Origin of the sequence: Streptomyces sp. RGM 3693 (assembly GCF_050471125.1) — a bacterium.
Classification (GTDB): domain Bacteria; phylum Actinomycetota; class Actinomycetes; order Streptomycetales; family Streptomycetaceae; genus Streptomyces.
This window is the reverse complement of sequence record NZ_JBMPPQ010000004.1, coordinates 550,631-567,718: the sequence shown is the minus strand read 5'-3', so window position 1 is coordinate 567,718 and position 17,088 is coordinate 550,631. Positions and strand designations below refer to the sequence as shown.

24 protein-coding genes are annotated in these 17,088 nt (G+C 69.1%); 21 read left to right on the top strand and 3 right to left on the bottom strand.

The window, feature by feature from the left end:
• Positions 1–248: 248 nt before the first annotated feature.
• The gene (locus tag ACO0M4_RS38725) at positions 249–695 is read left to right on the top strand and encodes a GntR family transcriptional regulator (protein WP_430375830.1); all 447 of its coding nucleotides are present in this window, start codon (positions 249–251) and stop codon (positions 693–695) included.
• An 11-nt stretch (positions 696–706) separates the two neighbouring features.
• A complete protein-coding gene (locus ACO0M4_RS38720; protein ID WP_430375829.1) occupies positions 707–1,276 on the top strand; it encodes an HD domain-containing protein in 570 nt (189 codons plus the stop codon).
• Here the strand turns inward: ACO0M4_RS38720 and ACO0M4_RS38715 are convergent.
• Positions 1,264–1,737 (bottom strand): NUDIX hydrolase, encoded by a 474-nt coding sequence (locus ACO0M4_RS38715; protein WP_430375828.1) that lies wholly within the window; start codon positions 1,735–1,737, stop codon positions 1,264–1,266. The genes ACO0M4_RS38720 and ACO0M4_RS38715 overlap by 13 nt on opposite strands.
• Positions 1,734–2,507, bottom strand: coding sequence for a helix-turn-helix transcriptional regulator (locus ACO0M4_RS38710; RefSeq protein ID WP_430375827.1), 774 nt, complete (start codon positions 2,505–2,507; stop codon positions 1,734–1,736). The genes ACO0M4_RS38715 and ACO0M4_RS38710 overlap by 4 nt, the downstream gene beginning before the upstream one ends.
• A 702-nt stretch (positions 2,508–3,209) precedes the next feature.
• Here ACO0M4_RS38710 and ACO0M4_RS38705 point away from each other — a divergent pair.
• The 19 genes from ACO0M4_RS38705 to ACO0M4_RS38615 all read left to right on the top strand — a co-directional run bounded on the left by ACO0M4_RS38705 (position 3,210) and on the right by ACO0M4_RS38615 (position 15,552).
• The gene (locus tag ACO0M4_RS38705; RefSeq protein ID WP_430375826.1) at positions 3,210–3,392 is read left to right on the top strand and encodes a hypothetical protein; all 183 of its coding nucleotides are present in this window, start codon (positions 3,210–3,212) and stop codon (positions 3,390–3,392) included.
• Positions 3,393–3,484: 92 nt separating this feature from the next.
• Positions 3,485–3,958: a transcriptional regulator gene (locus ACO0M4_RS38700; protein ID WP_430375825.1), complete on the top strand. Its 474-nt coding sequence runs from the start codon at positions 3,485–3,487 to the stop codon at positions 3,956–3,958.
• Positions 3,959–3,988: 30 nt separating this feature from the next.
• Entirely contained in the window at positions 3,989–4,762 is a 774-nt protein-coding gene (locus ACO0M4_RS38695; RefSeq protein WP_430375824.1) for a DUF4097 family beta strand repeat-containing protein, read from the top strand.
• A 93-nt stretch (positions 4,763–4,855) separates the two neighbouring features.
• Positions 4,856–5,170 (top strand): hypothetical protein, encoded by a 315-nt coding sequence (locus ACO0M4_RS38690; RefSeq protein ID WP_430375823.1) that lies wholly within the window; start codon positions 4,856–4,858, stop codon positions 5,168–5,170.
• Entirely contained in the window at positions 5,167–5,811 is a 645-nt protein-coding gene (locus ACO0M4_RS38685) for a GGDEF domain-containing protein (RefSeq protein WP_430375822.1), read from the top strand. The genes ACO0M4_RS38690 and ACO0M4_RS38685 overlap by 4 nt, the downstream gene beginning before the upstream one ends.
• Entirely contained in the window at positions 5,808–7,046 is a 1,239-nt protein-coding gene (locus ACO0M4_RS38680; protein WP_430375821.1) for a DUF2637 domain-containing protein, read from the top strand. Before ACO0M4_RS38685 ends, ACO0M4_RS38680 begins: the two co-directional genes overlap by 4 nt.
• On the top strand, positions 7,043–7,375 hold the full coding sequence (locus ACO0M4_RS38675; protein ID WP_430375820.1) for a hypothetical protein: 333 nt from the start codon (positions 7,043–7,045) through the stop codon (positions 7,373–7,375). Before ACO0M4_RS38680 ends, ACO0M4_RS38675 begins: the two co-directional genes overlap by 4 nt.
• Before the next feature lie 56 nt (positions 7,376–7,431).
• Positions 7,432–7,608: a hypothetical protein gene (locus ACO0M4_RS38670; RefSeq protein ID WP_430375819.1), complete on the top strand. Its 177-nt coding sequence runs from the start codon at positions 7,432–7,434 to the stop codon at positions 7,606–7,608.
• 2 nt (positions 7,609–7,610) lie between these two features.
• Complete coding sequence (locus ACO0M4_RS38665; RefSeq protein ID WP_430375818.1) at positions 7,611–7,868, top strand: hypothetical protein; 258 nt, start codon at positions 7,611–7,613, stop codon at positions 7,866–7,868.
• A 94-nt stretch (positions 7,869–7,962) separates the two neighbouring features.
• Positions 7,963–10,167, top strand: coding sequence for a cell division protein FtsK (locus ACO0M4_RS38660; protein ID WP_430375817.1), 2,205 nt, complete (start codon positions 7,963–7,965; stop codon positions 10,165–10,167).
• A 141-nt stretch (positions 10,168–10,308) separates the two neighbouring features.
• The gene (locus ACO0M4_RS38655) at positions 10,309–10,560 is read left to right on the top strand and encodes a hypothetical protein (protein WP_430375816.1); all 252 of its coding nucleotides are present in this window, start codon (positions 10,309–10,311) and stop codon (positions 10,558–10,560) included.
• A gap of 30 nt (positions 10,561–10,590) precedes the next feature.
• Positions 10,591–10,779 carry a hypothetical protein gene (locus tag ACO0M4_RS38650; protein WP_430375815.1) on the top strand — a complete coding sequence of 63 codons (189 nt, stop codon included), beginning with the start codon at positions 10,591–10,593 and terminating at the stop codon, positions 10,777–10,779.
• A 10-nt stretch (positions 10,780–10,789) separates the two neighbouring features.
• Positions 10,790–11,254 (top strand): hypothetical protein, encoded by a 465-nt coding sequence (locus ACO0M4_RS38645; protein ID WP_430375814.1) that lies wholly within the window; start codon positions 10,790–10,792, stop codon positions 11,252–11,254.
• A 14-nt stretch (positions 11,255–11,268) separates the two neighbouring features.
• Positions 11,269–11,430 carry a hypothetical protein gene (locus tag ACO0M4_RS38640; protein ID WP_430375813.1) on the top strand — a complete coding sequence of 54 codons (162 nt, stop codon included), beginning with the start codon at positions 11,269–11,271 and terminating at the stop codon, positions 11,428–11,430.
• Position 11,431: 1 nt separating this feature from the next.
• The gene (locus tag ACO0M4_RS38635) at positions 11,432–11,812 is read left to right on the top strand and encodes a hypothetical protein (RefSeq protein WP_430375812.1); all 381 of its coding nucleotides are present in this window, start codon (positions 11,432–11,434) and stop codon (positions 11,810–11,812) included.
• Positions 11,813–11,910: 98 nt separating this feature from the next.
• Positions 11,911–12,807, top strand: a complete 897-nt coding sequence (locus tag ACO0M4_RS38630; protein ID WP_430375811.1) for a bifunctional DNA primase/polymerase — start codon at positions 11,911–11,913, stop codon at positions 12,805–12,807.
• A complete protein-coding gene (locus ACO0M4_RS38625; RefSeq protein ID WP_430375810.1) occupies positions 12,804–13,946 on the top strand; it encodes an AAA family ATPase in 1,143 nt (380 codons plus the stop codon). The genes ACO0M4_RS38630 and ACO0M4_RS38625 overlap by 4 nt, the downstream gene beginning before the upstream one ends.
• Positions 13,943–14,191, top strand: a complete 249-nt coding sequence (locus ACO0M4_RS38620) for a helix-turn-helix domain-containing protein (protein WP_430375809.1) — start codon at positions 13,943–13,945, stop codon at positions 14,189–14,191. Before ACO0M4_RS38625 ends, ACO0M4_RS38620 begins: the two co-directional genes overlap by 4 nt.
• 89 nt (positions 14,192–14,280) lie before the next feature.
• Positions 14,281–15,552: a tyrosine-type recombinase/integrase gene (locus ACO0M4_RS38615; RefSeq protein WP_430375808.1), complete on the top strand. Its 1,272-nt coding sequence runs from the start codon at positions 14,281–14,283 to the stop codon at positions 15,550–15,552.
• Between the two features lie 108 nt (positions 15,553–15,660).
• Here the strand turns inward: ACO0M4_RS38615 and glnA are convergent, their stop codons facing one another.
• Complete coding sequence (gene glnA / locus ACO0M4_RS38610; protein WP_430375807.1) at positions 15,661–17,070, bottom strand: type I glutamate--ammonia ligase; 1,410 nt, start codon at positions 17,068–17,070, stop codon at positions 15,661–15,663.
• Positions 17,071–17,088 lie beyond the last annotated feature (18 nt).

The window sequence follows — 17,088 nt, the reverse complement described above, 5'->3', positions numbered from 1 at the left end:
GGGCGTACCCATTCTCTGGCCGCAAGCGGCTGATCGTTGAGTGCGCGGACGGGCGCTGGCCGGGCTGGAGCGGGGCGGAGACAGGAGCACAGGCCCGGACGGGGGCCGGGCCTGTGCGCGGTGAGCGGAGCGAGCCGCCTTGAACTCGTACGGAAGGCTGACTACTCAGCGGAGTTCGAGGGCGTGCGAAGCTTGACTTGGCGCCCGCGATCGCAAGGAACGCGCCGAGGTGAACGAAGGGAGGCCCTGTGCCGCAGGCCAGTCCGCGAGGTACGTACTTGCAGATCTCGGAGTCTCTGCGTCGGGAGATCGATAAGGGGAAGATCACGGAGGCGCTCCCCTCCGAGGCCGAGCTGATGCGCACCTATGGTGTGGGACGTACGACGATCGGTCGGGCGCTCAAGTCGCTCAAGGCTGAGGGCGTCATCGAATCCGTCCAGGGCGCTGGCTGGTACGTGACCGGGACCGGCGATCGCCGACCGCTCGTCGAGAAGGTCACGGACCTGCTCCGAGCCGACGAGGCCAAGGTGGGTGACGTCTTCCCCTCCGAGAGTGAACTGTGCGAGCGGTTCGGTGTATCCCGCACGGCTGTGCGTTCCGCCATCGCACAGTTGGAGGGACAGGGGCTTATCGAGATGGGGGAGAGTCGCCGGCGGCGGGTTCGCGCCCTCCCGGCCGAGCAGGCGGCCCCGTAGCCTTGGTAATCATGAACTTCACAGATCGGGCCTATGGCCTTGCCGAATCGCTGCTGTCCGAGCCGCTGCCGCGTCGCTGGTCGCACTCTCTCGGTGTGGCCGAGCGTGCCCGATCCCTCCAGCCGATCCTGGGTGACGATGCCGTGCTCATGGAGGCCGCGGCGGTTTTGCACGACATCGGTTACTCGCCTCGGATCGCCTCCACAGGCTTCCACCCACTGGATGGCGCCCGTTTCCTGCGGGACCAGGAAGCCGTCGACGAACGAGTCGTCCGGCTCGTTGCGCATCACTCCTGCGCACTGCTGGAGGCTGAGGAGCGGGGGCTCCGTGAGGAGCTGGAGACGGAGTTCGAGTTGGAGCGGCCGGAGCTGGTCGATGCGCTCCTGTTCTGTGACATGACGACGACCCCCGACGGTGGGTGCACGTCCTCCGCGGCCCGGGTGGCGGAGATCGTTAACCGGTACGGGCCGGACACCATCGTGGGTCGTTTCATCCAGCGAGCGGCCCCCGAGATCCATGCGGCGGTGCAGCGTGTGGAGGGGCGGCTCCACGAAGCGGGGGCAGTCGGTCAGCCGATGTAGGGCGCGGTGCGGGAGTCGTCCAGGCCGTGCTCGATCCGGAGTCGCATCGACGGATGAATTTCCAGCTTGTCGAGGTCCGTTGGGGAAACCCAGCGGACCTCTTTCGATTCAGAGCTGGTGCGCAGCGTGCCGCCGACTGGCCGGGCGTGGAAGCAGATCGAGAACTGCTGGCGGACCTCGCCGTCGTCGTACGCCATGACGTGCTGCGGATCGGTGTAGAGGCCGATGATGTCTTCCACGGCCACGGTGATGCCCGTCTCCTCCTCCACCTCCCGTATGACTGTCTGAGAGATGGCCTCGCCGATGTCGTGGCCCCCGCCGGGAAGTGCCCAGAGGTTGTTGTCGGTCTTGTGGATGAGCAGTAGGTGACCGTCGGTGTTTCGGACCACCGCAGTGACCGATGGCACAACGGAGTTGGCCTGAGGGGCGTCGGGGTCGCGGTAGTAGTCGGTGCGGCTCATGCGTTGATACCTGCGCAATCGGTTGGTGCTGAGATCGGGCGGGCGCTTTGCCAGACGCGCTCGATGCTCTCGGTGTACGTATCGACCAGCTCGCCACCGGGGACGCGTTGAAGGTGCAGGACCGGGGCCAAGTAGGCGCCGACGCCGTAGACGTGACCGTTAACGAGAAGGTCGTTGTCCGCTCGGTAGAGCGAGTTGTAGAGCGTGGTGTCGTGAAGTCGGAACTCAACTTTGGGTAAGCCGAATATGCCTGCGCGTCCGTAGTTGGACAGCGCATTGCGAATCTTCGCGGCCATGGCGGGGCCGATGCCTTCGTCATCGCCGCGGACGGCGACGGCCGGGCTGTCCGGGTCACCGAGCATGAACCGTATCGGGACGCCGGCCGACGCCTTCTCTTTCACGATGCGCAGGAACGCCGGGTCCTCGGTGAGCCAGAAGCCTGAGTAGACCAGTACGTCGAAGTGCTGGCTGGCCTTCGAATAGAGGGCAGGCCAAAGGTCGTTCGGTACCACATTCCGGTGCGGATAGAGCTTCACCAACTCCGCGCTGCCGGTGGCCACGACTTCCGAGGCGGTGCGCTCGTCGGGCCACAGGTACGAGACCTCGTACCTGACCAGCGAGGCGAGTGCGTGCTGGAACCGGCGGTAGGGCTTGCGCCCTGGAGTGATCCAGCGCTCCACGGTCTTGGGGGCTACCCCCAGCCGTTCTGCGGCTTCTTCCACGGTGAGTCCGCGCTCGATGAGAGCCGCGCGGAGACGTTCATTTGCCATGCGCCCTCCCCCAAGGGACGTCTTGGGACGTCTTCGACCCTAGCGAGACGGCCCCAAGTCGTCCATGGGGGCGGTGGGGCGTCTGCCGATCCGCCGTCAATCTGTAGGCATACCAAGAGAGAACAGGCCCAACCAGGGCCGCTTGACAGGTGATGCGAGACAGGTATTACATGTCTCGCATCCGCGCCGGAGGTGCCGCGAAAGCGGCTCTGAGGGGAGCGGTCGTTCTTTCACAACTCCACAGAGTGCAACCAAGCGATGGGGAGTGCTCCCCGTCCCCGTAACGGCCCGGGTGATGGCCGCCGGCGGTCACTTCGTGGCGGGCGAACCTGTCCTGCCCCGCGTATCAGCTCTGGAGAACAGCCCTGGGGATCAACCCTTCATTTCTGGAGGTCAACCCCTTGATTGCCACCTGGTATGCGCCGCCCTGCTGGCGTCAGAGCAGCGACGATGACGCACCCGAATCCGGCTCGGGACCGGTGCCCGTGGCAACGGCGCACCGGTGAAGCTGTGCTCTACCTGCCCCCGCCGCCCTTTGCGCGGCGGCTGGTTGCCTCCTCCGTCCGTCCGGCGTGCTTTGTGCCGTACGGACGGGGTTGCAGGGAGCCACGCCAGTGGGTTCCAAGGCCATGACACGAAGCAGGGCACGCCCTCCGCCTGGCAGCTATCGGGCGTGCCCTGTGATCCGAGAAAGGATCGAAGGTGAGCATATTCCGCTCCCGCAGCGAAGCACAGAGCAGCGAGGTTCAGGAGCTTCAGGCTCAGGCCCGCGAGGACTACCGCGCCCACAACAGCCCGGAGAACCGGGCTGCGGCCCGTGAGCAGTCCGGGCACGCCCGCTCGCACGGCAACGCCGCCGGCGGGGCCTGGCGCGGCAGCAAGTAGCCCTCCCGAATCTCCCGTCCCGTGCCGGGGCCGCATCTCACCACCACTCGGACCGCGGCCCCGGCTCTTTTCCCGTGCTTCAAGGAGCTTTGATGTCCGCTGCTGCCACGTTCGCAGCTGTCTTCGCCACCCTGTACGTCGCTCACAGCGTGGGTGATCACTGGGTTCAGACCTCGCACCAGTCGGCCACCAAGGGCCGCCCCGGCTGGGCCGGCCGCCTGGCCGACGCCCGCCACGTGGCCACCCTGACCGCCACCAAGGTCGCCTTACTCCTCCCCGTCGCCGCACTCCTGGGCCTGCACCTGTCCGTGCTGGGCCTGGTTCTGGGGCTGGGAGTTGACGCGGTGACGCACTGGTGGGCTGACCGCCGCAGCACCCTCGCATGGCTGGCCAAGGTCACCGACAAGACCGAGTTCTACAACCTCGGCACCGCGAATCACCCCGCGCACCCGGTCACCGCCGACGGCAAGCCCGCCGGCCACCTGGGCACCGGTGCCTACGCGCTGGACCAGAGCTTCCACCACCTGTGGCTTCTGATCGCGTCCGTCCTGATCGCCACCGTCTGATCGCCTCAACTCACCAGGAGAGAACCGAACATGACTGAGCGCACCTTCACCTCGCAGACCGCAGGCCCCGTCGTCCTCGGTCTGGACCTGCCGATGGGCAGCGTCCACGTCCAGGTCGATGCCACCGCCAAGCACGCCAGCGTGCTGCTGCGGACGGACGACACGACCGGCAAGGTCGTCGAGGCCATCAACCGGGCCCACCTCGGCCAGGTCGGCCAGGCCATCACCGTGCGGGTCCCGGAACTTCCGGGCAACGTGATGACCCAGACCATCCGCGGCAACCAGATCTTCCAGAGCATGGGCACCGTCTACGGCTCGGTCACGGGCGTGACCATCGTCAACGGCCGGATCGTCACCGGCGGCAGCAGCACGATGGAGCGAGTCAGCCCGATCGAGGCCATGGTGACCCTGCCGCCTGGCTCGTCCCTCGCCGTGGTCTCCACCTCCGCCGACACTTTCATCTCTGGCGCCCTTGAGGAGTTGGAGTTCCGCTCCGTCTCCGGCGCCCTGGACGCCGACCGCGTCCGCCGCCTGACCGCGGACACCACCTCCGGCGCCATCCTCGCCGACCGCGTTACCGAGCGGGTCAACGCCCGCTCCGTCTCCGGCCGCATCGACATCGACGTCTACTACGGCCACGACGCCCGACTGAACACCACCTCCGGCGCCGTGACCTTGCATGCCACGGAGGACGCCACCGGGACCGTCAGCGCCCGCAGCGTCTCGGGCTATGTGCGCGTCACCGGCGGTCCCGGTGTCCGCAAGGACGCCCACAGCGTCAGCGGACGCGTCCTCACTCGCTGACCACACCACGCACTTGCCCGGGGCGGTCGCCTCTCACCACAAGACCGCGATCGCCCCGGCTCACGTCCCTTCGACACAGGAGAAGAGCCTTCAATGCGCTCGTACATCGATCACCACGAGTTCGTCGGCCGGGCCGAGTTCGAGGAACTGGCCTTCGGCTTCGACGAGTTCCCCCTCGGCGTCGACCGCGACCTCTTCCGCGGCCCGCTGGAGCCCGAGACGCCCGATGAGCACCAGGCCCGCTTGGACGCGGCCCGTGACGTGCTCGCGGACCTGAGGGAGCAGGCCGAGGCCGGCGACGAAGGCGCCGCCTGGGACACCCTCTACGCCGACGCCCTGGCCGCCGTCGCCCCGCTGCGCCGCACTCGTCGCGCACGCCGTTCCGCTGGTGCGGAGGTGGCGGCATGAGCACCACGATCGCGGCGCTGTCCGCCGCCCCCCTGGCCATCGGCTGGGCCGTCCACAACATCGTGTGGCGCCGCCGGATCGCAGCGGCCCGCCGGGACCCGCTGACCGACCTGCCGACCCGCGCCGTCTTCGAGGCACAGGCGCCGCGTCTGCTCGCGCCCGGCACGGCGGTGCTGGTCATCGACCTTGACGGCTTCAAAGCCCTCAACGACCATCACGGCCACGCGGCCGGCGACGCGGCCCTGACCACCGTGGCCCGCTCGCTCGCCACGACCGCGACCGTCCTGGGTGGCTGTGCGGCCCGGCTGGGCGGAGACGAGTTCGCTCTCGCCCTGCCGATCCAGCACCCCGCTGATCTGCCCTTCGAACTGGCTGGACTGCACGAATCGCTGTGCGAACCGTTCACCTTCGACGGCCGGCGGGTGTCGGTCGGGGCTTCGATCGGCGCCATCATGGTCGGTCAGGTGCCCGTGCCGCCGCTGGAGCGGCTGATGCGGCGGGCCGACGAAGCCATGTACGCGGCCAAGCAGACGGGCGCCGGCTGGTTCATCGCCACCGACGCCGACCCCGCACTGCCTACCCTCAACGGCCGCCGCGCCGGCCGCCCCGGCACCGCCACCCCGACGGGGGGTGTCCGGTGAGCTTCTACGCAGAGCGTCGCGCCGACCGCGCCAGCGAGCGGGAACAGGACCGCCTCGACCGGCAGCAGCAGGCCGAGGACCGCCGCAAGGAACGCACCGAGCGCGAAGAACGCGCCCGCCGCGCCAAGACCGAGGCTCGGCAGGACGCCGAGAAGCGCAAGGTCGCCCGCAAACAGACGCGCGCCGCGCTGGTCGCCAAGGCCAAGACCGAGGGCGACACGATCGCGGCGCTGGTGGTGATGGCCTGCTCCATCGCCCCGGCCGTCTACTTCCAGATCTCCGCCCTGGCCGCGGTCCCCGGCCTGCCCGGCGCCATCGCGGTCGCGCTGTCGGTGATGCTGGAGGCCGGGGCGTGGGTGGCCACCGTCGCCGGTGAACGGGCCAAGCGCGAGGGTCGTCCCACCGGCCGGTTCCGCGCCGCCATGTGGGGCACGGCCTCCATCGCCGGCGCCATCAACTTCTCCCACGCCCCCACGACACCGCACAACTGGCTCGCCTTCGTCCTGGCCGCGGCCAGCCTGGGCGGTGTCTTCTACTGGGAACTGCGGGGCTTTGGCCGCCATGGAGGTAAGGCGGGCCGGACCCGGGCCGAGCGCCGCGAAGCACGGGCTCGCACCTGGCACGACCGCAAGCGCCGCATCCGCTTCCACAAGGTGTGGAAGCGCTACACCGCCATCCTCACCGCCCACCCCTACGACTCCCTCGACCGCGAGAAGGCATGGGCCGAAGCCTGGTTCGACGTCACCGGCGCCCCGCTCGCCGCCACCGCCGACGTCCTCGCGGACCGCGTGGCGGCGGTGAAGTCCGTCGAGACCGTCCTCGCAGAAGCCGGAGTGACCCCGGAAGCAACGGCCGTCGAGATGCTTCTCGCCGAACTGTTCCCCACCGCTCCCGGTGACGACGGACCGACCGGCGGCGCATCCGAGGGCGGTCCAGAAACCGGGCCGCGAGGGGACGCCGGCGGCGGCGTTCGCACCGCTCCGGGGAAAGCCGCTGAAGGCCGTACAACCCTTGGGCGTAAAGGGAAGCAGGCACCTTCACGCACCGCTCCCAAGACCCCCGAGAAGCCGCTCGCGGCGGCCGATCTGGACAAGGTCCGCAAGCTCGCCGACCTCCTCGGCGGCGTCGACAAGCTCTCTGCCCGCAAGGTCCGCGAAACCATCGGCTGCGCCCAGGACTACGCCGTGCGGCTGCGCGACGCGGTCCAGGCCGAGCGCCGAGGACGGGCGGCATGAGCGAGCCGATCGCCTTCGCCAACCTGTGGCGGCCGGTGATGGTGACGGCCGGCTGGCGGTGCCAGTGCACCGGCCAGTGCGGCACCCCACACCTCAAGGGCGAGGGCCGGTGCGTACGTGGGCACGGCCGGCACGCGAGCAAGCACCGCAGCCCGATTCACCTCATCGCGGCCCCCACCGATCCGACCACCCCGTCCCTGGCCGCGGCCCGGCTCGGGGCTCGGGATCTGCGGGCCTGGTGTCCGGACTGCCACACCGCCGCCGCCCGCGCGGCGCGCAAGACCCAAAGCCGCGAACCAGCCCAGGACACCTCCCTGTTCGACCTCTAGCCACACATCTGCCCGGGGCCGCTGCGCCCCGGGCCCGACAAGCCGTAGGAGCGCCTGTGAAGCGCACCGACGCCATCCGCATGCACAGCGAGGAAGCCGCGGCCCTGAGCTGGGCCGCGGAGACCGCTGTGGAGCCGACCCGCTCGTGGCTGCTGGACGCCGCAGAGGACCACCAGGCCATGGCCGACGCCGCTCGCCTTGGCGAATACGACTACGACGAGTTGGAGGACTGACCGTGCCCCGCACCGAGACCTCGACCGAGAAGCACAACGCCCGCCGCCGGGCCAAGCGCCTGGCCGACTCCCGTATGCGCATGGCCACCCACGCCGCCAGCCAGATCGCCCACTGGGAGTGGGACGGCAAGCGCCCCATCACCCCCGGCCAGGTCATCGCCAAGACCACCGCCATGTACGGCAACTACCGCCAGGTCCGGGACCAGGCGATCACCCCCGCCGAGGCCCGCGCCGCCCTGGACTACGTCCTCAACCGCTGACCAGCACTGCCCGCACAAAGCCGGGGCCCGGACGTCTGCCGGCCAAAGCGCCGTCCGGGCCCCTTCCACCTCCCGCATTCGGAAGGAACCAGCAGTGAACCACGACGACGAACGCGACCTGTTCAACCGGCTGGAAGCCGACATGGCCGCCGACGCCACCCACCAGCAGGGCGCCGAGGTGGTGGACCTGAACAAGGCCCGCACCGCCCGCGAGACCACCGGCGCCCCGACCGCCCCGGAGCCCACCACCGAGCACCCCGAGGAACGGGACCCTGCCGCCCGGGTGCTGGCGGACGGCCCCAACATCAAGGGCCCCGGCTACCTCGGACGACTGAAGGGCGCCAAGCGCCGCCCGATCGTCCCGGAATGGCTGAAGTCCACCAACGAGCTGAAGACCGCCGCCACCTGGGTCGCGGGCCACTACGGCCACACCGTCGGATACCACGCCCTTCGCTCGCCGGTCTACGCTGCACGGCTGGCTCTTCAGTCGCCCCGCGGAGCTGCGAAGTTCATGGGCGGGACGATGCGGTGGGTGGCCGATCGCGAGGGCGAGCCGGTCCGCCTGGCCATGGTGGCCAAGGAGGACGCTGCCACCTACCTCAAGCTCTCCCGCCAGCGCGACGGCCGCGTCCGCCTGCGCACCCTGGTCGCCACGTTGGCGCTGTTCGTGGGCATCGGTGCGGCGCTGGCCATCTACGTTCTGGCGCCTGGCTGGCTCCAGAGCCTCTCGGTCGGTGCCCTGGTGATGGCCCTCGGCTACGCCGGCCGCGCCGCCGACGCCCCGGTCATCAACCGCGCGGTGGAGATCTCCAAGGCCCCCAAGCTCACCTCCGACATCGTCCTGCGGGCGTTGGGTGCTCTGGGGATTCCGGCGATCAACCAGGCGCAGTCCAAGGGCCGGGACGGCTTCGCCTTCACCGCCCCCATCACCCGCGACGGCCCCGGCTGGCGCGCGGAGGGCGACCTGCCCTACGGGGTGACGGTCACCGATGTGATCGAGCGGCGCGACAAGCTGGCCTCGGGGCTTCGCCGGCCGCTGGGCTGCGTGTGGCCCGAGGCCGTCCCCGACGAGCACACCGGCCGCCTGGTGCTGTGGGTCGGCGACCAGGACATGTCCAAGGCCAAGAAGCCCGCCTGGCCGCTGGCCAAGTCCGGGACGGTGGACCTGTTCAAGCCCGTACCGTTCGGCACCGACCAGCGAGGACGCTGGATCGAGGTCACGCTGATGTACATCGCGGGCATCATCGGCGCCATCCCCCGCATGGGCAAGACCTTCCTGCTGCGCCTGCTGCTGCTCATCGCCGCACTCGACCCACGGGCCGAGCTGCACACCTACGACATGAAGGGCACCGGCGACCTCGACCCGGTCGGCAACGCCGTCTCCCACCGCCACGCCGCAGGCGACGACGATGAAGCGATCGAGTACGCCATCCGCGACTTCCGCGAGCTGCGCAACGAGCTGCGGCGCCGCACGAAGATGATCCGCTCCCTGCCGCGGGACATCTGCCCGGAGTCGAAGGTGACTTCCGAGCTGGCCAGCAAGAAGGAACTCGGCCTGCACCCGATCGTGATCGGGGTGGACGAGTGCCAAGTCCTCTTCGAGCACCCCAAGTACAAGGACGAGTTCGAGGAGATCGCCACCGACCTGGTCAAGCGCGGCCCGGCCACCGGGATCGTGCTGCTGCTGGCCACCCAGCGCCCCGACGCCAAGGCCCTGCCCACCGGCATCTCCGCCAACGCCTCGGCCCGCTGGTGCCTGAAGGTCATGGGCCAGTTGGAGAACGACATGGTCCTGGGCACCTCCGCCTACAAGCGCGGGGTGCGGGCCACGATGTTCTCCTGGGCCGACAAGGGCATCCACTACTTCGTCGGCGAAGGCTCCGACGCCCGGATCGTCGGCTCCGTCTACGTCGATGGCGTCGGCGCCGAGGTCATCGCACTGCGAGCCCGCAAGGCCCGCGAGGACGCTGGCCTGTTGTCCGGCTACGCGCTGGGCGAGGAGCCCGAGGCGGACGCCTCGGCCGCCTATGACCTGCTGCGGGATCTGCTCGGCGTGGTCCCGGTCGAAGAAGCCAAGGTCTGGAACGAAACCGTGGTGGCCCGGCTCGCTGAGCTGCGGCCGGAGGTCTACGGCGAGTGGGCCGCCGAACAGCTCACCGCGGCGCTGAAGCCGTACGGGATCGAGACGGTCCAGATCGGGCGCCGGATCAACGGCAAGGTCGTCAACCGGCGCGGCATCGAACGCGCCCACATCGTCACCGCCGTTGCGGAGCGTGACGGAAACCGGGACGCCGGATGAGCCCGCGGGGCCGCTATCGCTAGCAGTAACCCTCGCTAACGTTAGCGGCCCCGCTAGCACCCCGTACCCCATCTGATCAGGTCGCTAGCGGATAGCGGCCCACCTGCGGAAACCCTCGAAAACCGCCCTGGAGGCCCGCTCATGACCCTCCCCACCCTCGCTATCGCCTGCCTGACGATAGTCACTATCTGTTACATCGGGCTGTGTGCTGTCTCGCCGTTCGGCAACTGCCGCCGCTGCCGCGGCTTCGGCTACCAGCTCAAGAAGGACCGCCGCGGACGGGTCCGTCCGGGCAAGACCTGCCGCCGCTGCCACGGCGACCGCAAACGCATCCGCGTCGGCCGCCACCTGTTCAACGTCGCCGCCCGCCTCCACCGCGACGGCACCCGCTGAACCCACCCCACCAACCCAAGGAGGTCCGCTGTGGCCATCACCGTCTCCCTGGTCGCCCTGTTCGGCCTGGTCCTGTTCTTCCTGCTGCGCTCCAAGACCCTCGGCTGGGGCTCGGCCTTCATCGCCATCATGTTCGGCTTCTTCCTCGCCTCCACCGGCGCGTCGGGCCCCATCAACCAGCTCACCCACGCCGTCATCGACGCCATCCGCCACGTCTAGGAGACGCTCCATGAACCAGCCCACCCCGCCCCGTGACCCGACCACAACGCACCAGCCGACGGCCGTCGAGGTCCACCAGCCCACCCCGCTCGCTCCCGCGCCGCTGGCGCCCGTCCAGCCCGACAACGTCCCCGCTGTGGCCAGCGTGGTCCTGCCCGACGGACGGGTCGTGACCGGCTACGCCATCGTCCCCACCCAGCCCGAACCGGTCGCGCCCAAGCCGGCCGTCTCCCGGGCCGCGGTGAACATCGCCCTCGGCGGCATCGGCTTCGCCGCCGTCTGCGGCGGGCTTCTCCTGCTGACCACGTTCCTCGCCGCACTGGCCGCGCTCATCCACCAGCTCGTCGTCCTGGCCGCCGTCATCTTCGGCGGCTGGGTCGCCGTGCAGGTCTTCAGCGCCGGCGGACGCCACCAGGGCACCACCACGGTCCACATCCGCAAGGCCGTCATCAAGCGCAACCACTTCCACAACTGACAGGAGAAACCCGCATGTCCGACGAGTACTGCGACGAGTGCGCCGACTACGGATGCCCCGGTCACGAGCTGTGTGACCGGTGCGACGGCGACATCTGCAACGAGTGCCAGGGCTGCGACTGCCCCGAGAACACCTGCCCCGGCTACATCGCTCACTACACAGGCAAGGAGTACTGACATGGCCGCCGCCCGCCGGCCGGAAGGCAACGCGGACACCGCCGCTGAAGCGGTCCGCAAGTTCAACCACGCCACCCTGCCCACCCCGCGCTCCCGCACGGGCAGCCTCCACTACCCCGGGCAGGCGTACTCCAGCGTCGCCGCGTTCAAGCAGATGGCACAGATGCTGCCGCAAGCCTTCGACCAGACCGGCGCCTGCCTCACCCGCCTCCATCTCGACGGTGACCTCACTGCCGACCACGGCACGGTCGAGGACCACGTCTTCGACGCCCGGCAGGCGCTGACCGAGGCCGCGCACTGCGCGGCCATGCTCGCCGAAGCCCTCAACCGCGCCCACAGCGCGGTCGCCTCCCTCGGCTACAGCGGCCAGATCGACGAGTAGATACGCCCGGGGCGGTCGCCTCTCACCACAAGACCGCGACCGCCCCGGCCGGTGCCAAGCACCGGTCCTATCCCTTCAACAGAACAGGAGAGACCAGCATGACGCATGCCTCCACCTCTCTGCCACACCGCGCAGCCCTGGCTGCCGCGACCCGCGGCTGGTCGGTCTTCCCCCTGATCCCCGGCGACAAGCGGCCCGCCATCCGTTCCTGGGAGACCCGAGCCACCACCGACCCGCAACGCATCGCCCGCTGCTGGGCAGCCGGAGCCTACAACCTCGGCATCGCCGCCGGCCCTTCGCACCTGGTCGTGATCGACCTGGACACGCCCAAAGACGACGGTGACACCCCGCCCGCCGAGTGGAGCGAGACCGGCGTCACGTGTGGCGAGGACGTGCTTGCCGTCCTGTGCGAACGACACGGCCAGTCCTTCCCCCACGAGACTTTCACCGTCCGCACCGGCCGTGGCGGAATCCACCTGTACTTCGCCGCCCCGCAGGACATCGAGCTGCGCAACACTGCCGGGGCTCACGGGCGTGGCCTTGGCTGGAAGATCGACACCCGCGCCGCCGGCGGATACGTCGTCGGTCCCGGCAGCACCGTCGCCGGACGCCCCTACACCGTCATCCACGACGGCGTCGCCGCCCCGCTCCCGGCCTGGCTGGCTCAACTGCTGCGCCCCGCACCGCTGCCGCCCCAAAGGCCCGTAGCCGTCACCATTCCCCACGATCGCCGCGGACGCTGGCTGCGCGCTGCCGTGGACGCCGAGGAAGCCCGCGTGGCCAACTCCGGGCCCGACCAGCACAACAACGCCCTCTACGTTGCCTCCGTGGCCCTGGGGCAACTCGTCGCCGGCGGAGAGCTGGACGAAGCCGAGGTGACCGAGACCCTGGCTGCCGCCGCGGCACAGGTCGGCCAGGGCGACCGCGAAGCCCGCCGCACCATTGGCTCCGGCCTGCGGGCCGGAGCCAAACGCCCCCGGCAGGTGGCGGCATGAGCACCCCGAACCCGATCCCGCCCCTTCACCTGTACTCGGTTCCGACCGATCAGCCGAGCACGCCGGCCGCGCCGCCCAAGCGCGAGCGCCCCCGCACCGCGTGGACCGCGGACCAGCTCATGGCCGCGGAGTTCCCCGAACCGAAGTGGGCCGTGCCCGGCATCCTCGCCGAAGGCGTCAACCTGCTCGCAGGACCACCCAAGGTGGGCAAGTCCTGGCTGTCCCTCGGACTGGCCCTTTCGGTCGCCGGCGGCGGCCACGCCTTCGACTCCATCCCGGTCCAGGGCGGTCCCGTGCTCTACCTCGCCCTTGAGGACACCCCCCGCCGTCTCCAGACCCGGATGGGCAAGATGCTCGGCGGCCAACCCGCCCCCGCCGGACTGACCTTGGTCACCGAATGCCCGCCCTTCCCCCAGGGTGGAAGCGACGCCATTGCCGCCTGGCTGGACCGCAACACCGAGGCACGGCTCGTCGTCATCGACGTCTTTGCCAAGATGCGCGGCCAGGCCCCACAGGGCGTCTCCGCCTACGACGCCGATTACGCTGCCGTTGGCTACGCCAAGCGGATCGCGGACCACTACGGCATCGCCGTCGTCCTGGTCCACCACGTCCGCAAAGCCGGCTCCGACGACTTCCTCACCGAGGTCTCCGGCACCAACGGCATCGCGGGCGCCGCCGACGCCACCCTCGTACTGAAGCGGGGCCGCGGGCAGGCCGACGGCGTACTGCACGTCACCGGCCGCGACGTGGACGAAGCCGAATACGCCCTGCAATTCCACAAAGCCGCCGGCGCATGGCAGATGCTCGACGGACCGGTCTCCGACCACACCATCGGCGACACCCGAGCCGCGATCCTCCGCCACGTCCGGGAGAACCCCGGCGTCCGTCCCAAGGACGTCGCCGCCGCAATGCCCGAGGTCGACGCAGACACCGTGCGCCGCTACTGCTCCCGCATGGCCGAGGCCGGGCAGCTCACCAAGGACACCTCCGGCCGCTACTACCCGGACACCCAACACGGGGACGTGTCCCGCGTGTCCGACTGTCCGGTCACCACCCCTGACCTGCCCGAACGACCCGGACAGCCCAAAACCCCGAGTGTCCGACTGTCCGGCCCGAACGACGAGAGGAGCGCGCAGTGACTACAGCGATTCCCAAGTCTGAGCGGTCTGACCCGCGCGCAATCCTGCGGTCAGGGCTGCCTGACCGCTACCTCGTTCCCGAGGACATTGCCGAGATGTTCGAGGTCCCCTTGGAAACCGTCTACCAGTGGCGCAAGAAGCGCGTTGGCCCGCCCGGATTCCGCGTCGGCAAGCACGTGCGTTACGACCCCGCCGACGTTCGTGCCTGGGTGATGAAGCGCAAAGCCGCTGACGCCGCCGCGTAGCGGCAGCCCCTGCACAGTTCGCAACCCCCGTGGGAGGGCCACATCGTGGCCCTCCCATCTTCGTCTCAGCGAAGGGACCAAGCCACCCCATGGCAGGCCACATCCAAGACCGCTGGTTCAAGTCCGAGACCGACTCCGATGGCAAGACCCGCAGGATCAAGACCGACCGCTACGGCACGGGTATGCGCTACCGCGCCCGCTACGTGGCGCCGGACGGGACCGAGCGCAGTAAGTCGTTCCCAGACAAGCAGAAGCGTCTTGCTGAGGCATGGCTGACGCAGATCGCGGCCGACATGACACGCGGGCAATACGTTGACCCGACGGCTGGCAAGGTGACGTTCCAACAGTTCGCGACCCAGTGGCTCGCGTCGCAGACGACGGACGCGTCCACGATCGTGGCGATGGAACTTCGCTTTCGGCTGCACGCCTTCCCGCACATCGGTTCGCGTTCCCTCAGTGCCTTCCAGCCGGGACACATCCGAACGTGGGCTCGGACGCTCAAAGACTCCGGGATCGCGTCGTCGTACCAGCGCGTCATTTTCGCGAATGTCTCCGCCGTGTTCGCCGCCGCTGTGGATGACGGCATCATTGTGCGGAACCCCTGCCGTGCTGGATCGGTGAAGGCGCCCAAGCTGGACGCGCGGAAGTTGAAGCCGTGGACGTTCGACCGAGTTTGCGCGGTCAGGGCGGGGCTTCCCGATCGATATGCCACCACCGTGGATACGGGCAGTGGATGCGGACTCCGACAAGGGGAGAACTTCGGGCTTGCAGTGGAGGAGATCGACTTCCTCGGGGGCGTGATCCACGTCGTACGACAGGTGAAGTTGATCGGCCCGCACCTGGTGTTCGCCCCGCCCAAGGGCGGCAAGCTGCGCGACGTGCCCATGGGTGACCTTGTGGCACATCGGTTGTCCACCCATATCACCCGCTATCCGCCCATCGAAGTCACCCTTCCATGGCTGACGCCGGATGGCCCGCCCGTGACCGCAACCCTGATCTTCTACTCACGTGAGCGGAAGGCTCTGAACCGCAACTACTTCAACATGTACCTGTGGAAGCCTGCGTTGGTCTCCGCAGGGGTCATCCCTGAGCGCACACCGGGGGAGCGGTACGTGCAGTCCCGGGAGCACGGCATGCACGCACTGCGGCACTTCTACGCGTCGGTGCTGTTGGCCTCGGGGGAGAGCATCAAGGCCATCGCCGAGTACCTCGGCCACTCCGATCCGGGGTTCACGCTCCGCACCTACACGCACCTCATGCCGAACAGCCAGGACCGGGCCCGGCGGGCCATCGACGTGGTCTTCGGAGGGGGCAGCGCGGAAGAGGATGGCGGCGCCGGAGCGACGCCCGCCGCCGCTTAAGAGCGCCGCGAAAAGGCCGTCGGCCGTGCCTTCCGGGAGCGGAAGAACACGGCCGACGGCCCACAGACGGCCCAGGCGAGCAGAAAACTGCTCTGACCTGCGGCGATCCTAGATGTCGAAGTACAGCTCGAACTCGTGCGGGTGCGGGCGGAGCTGGATCGGGGCGATCTCGTTGGTGCGCTTGTAGTCGATCCAGGTCTCGATCAGGTCGGAGGTGAAGACGCCGCCCTGCTGGAGGTACTCGTTGTCGTCTTCGAGGGCGTTGAGGACCGCGGGGAGGGAGGTCGGGACCTGGGGGACGCCGGCGTGCTCCTCCGGGGCGAGCTCGTAGAGGTCCTTGTCGATCGGCTCGGCGGGCTCGATCTTGTTCTTGACGCCGTCGAGGCCGGCGAGGAGGAGGGCCGAGAAGGCGAGGTAGGGGTTGGACGACGGGTCCGGGGCCCGGAACTCGACGCGCTTGGCCTTCGGGTTGGAGCCCGTGATCGGGATGCGCATGGCGGCGGAGCGGTTGCGCTGCGAGTAGACCATGTTGACCGGGGCCTCGAAGCCGGGGACCAGGCGGTGGTAGGAGTTCACGGTGGGGTTGGTGAACGCCAGCAGCGACGGGGCGTGCTTGAGGATGCCGCCGATGTAGTAGCGGGCGATGTCCGAGAGGCCCGCGTAGCCCTGCTCGTCGTAGAAGAGCGGCAGGCCGCCCTGCCACAGCGACTGGTGGACGTGCATGCCGGAGCCGTTGTCGCCGAAGATCGGCTTGGGCATGAAGGTGGCGGTCTTGCCGTTGCGCCAGGCGACGTTCTTGACGATGTACTTGAACAGCATCAGGTCGTCGGCCGCGGCGAGCAGCGTGTTGAACTTGTAGTTGATCTCAGCCTGGCCGGCGGTGCCGACCTCGTGGTGCTGGCGCTCGACCTGGAGGCCGGACTTCTCCAGCTCCAGGGAGATCTCGGCGCGCAGGTCGGCGAAGTGGTCGACCGGCGGGGCCGGGAAGTAGCCGCCCTTGTAACGGACCTTGTAGCCGCGGTTGTCCTCCAGGGCACCGGTGTTCCAGGCGCCGGCCTCGGAATCGATGTGGTAGAAGCCCTGGTTCGCGGAGGTCTCGAAGCGGACCGAGTCGAAGACGTAGAACTCCGCCTCGGGACCGAAGTACGCGGTGTCCGCGATGCCGGTGGAGGCGAGGTACGCCTCGGCCTTCTTGGCGATGTTGCGCGGGTCGCGGCTGTACTGCTCGCCCGTGATCGGGTCGTGGATGAAGAAGTTGATGTTGAGGTGCTTCTCCTGGCGGAACGGGTCGAGGCGGGCCGTCGACAGGTCCGGGCGCAGGGCCATGTCGGACTCGTGGATCGCCTGGAAGCCGCGGATCGACGAACCGTCGAACGCCAACTCCTCGTCCGGGTCGAACGCCGTAGCGGGGATCGTGAAGTGCTGCATCACGCCCGGCAGGTCGCAGAAACGGACGTCGACGAACTTCACGTCCTCATCCGCGATGAACTTCTTCGCGTCGTCGGCGTTCTGGAACATCCAACTCCTCCTAGCCCG